General features: G+C 47.5%; 1 protein-coding gene. It reads right to left on the bottom strand.

The window, feature by feature from the left end:
* On the bottom strand, positions 1 to 598 hold a 598-nt coding region (locus ACWA2B_RS27945; protein ID WP_449292883.1), incomplete at both ends, for a condensation domain-containing protein.

Raw genomic sequence — 598 nt, 5'->3', positions numbered from 1 at the left:
AAAATGGAGACACGAATGAGTGCATCCTCTGCGAGATTGAATCCTTTCGCTTTGTCCTCGATGGCAAAAGCTTCAACACGAGCTTCTCGTTCCTCTTTTTCTAGTCCGCGCAAGTCTTCATAATATAATTCTCCGCTACGGTTGCGGAAGACGACCTGTACAGGCTCATCCTTCCATGAACTGATAAAGTTCGTCCGTAATGCCTCATGACGCTGTACGAGCAGGTCAAAGCTTTTACCGAAAGCAACCACATCAAAACGCCCGTTCAATTCAAAGGTGGCCTGTTCAAAATAAGCTGCCGAATTTTCATCCATCAGACTGAAGAAGAGCATGCCCTTTTGCATCGGTGTCAAAGCATACACATTTTCCAGCTCACCCATATCTTGCGTATCCTTCACCAATTGCTCCAGCTCATCCAGCGTTACATGGTTTAACAGGACATCACTTGGGGTCAGCACCGTTCTTTCTTGGGCGACACAATGATGAATCACCTCACGCAAGCCGGATGCCAGCAGCTCTCCAAGTCGTGCAATCGTCTCATGACGGAATTGCGTTGTACCGTAGCGAATCGTGAAAATCAGTTCTCCATCCTCGATGA

The sequence above is a fragment of the Paenibacillus sp. CMM36 genome, assembly GCF_053570945.1.
This window is presented reverse-complemented; position numbering and strand designations above follow the sequence as displayed.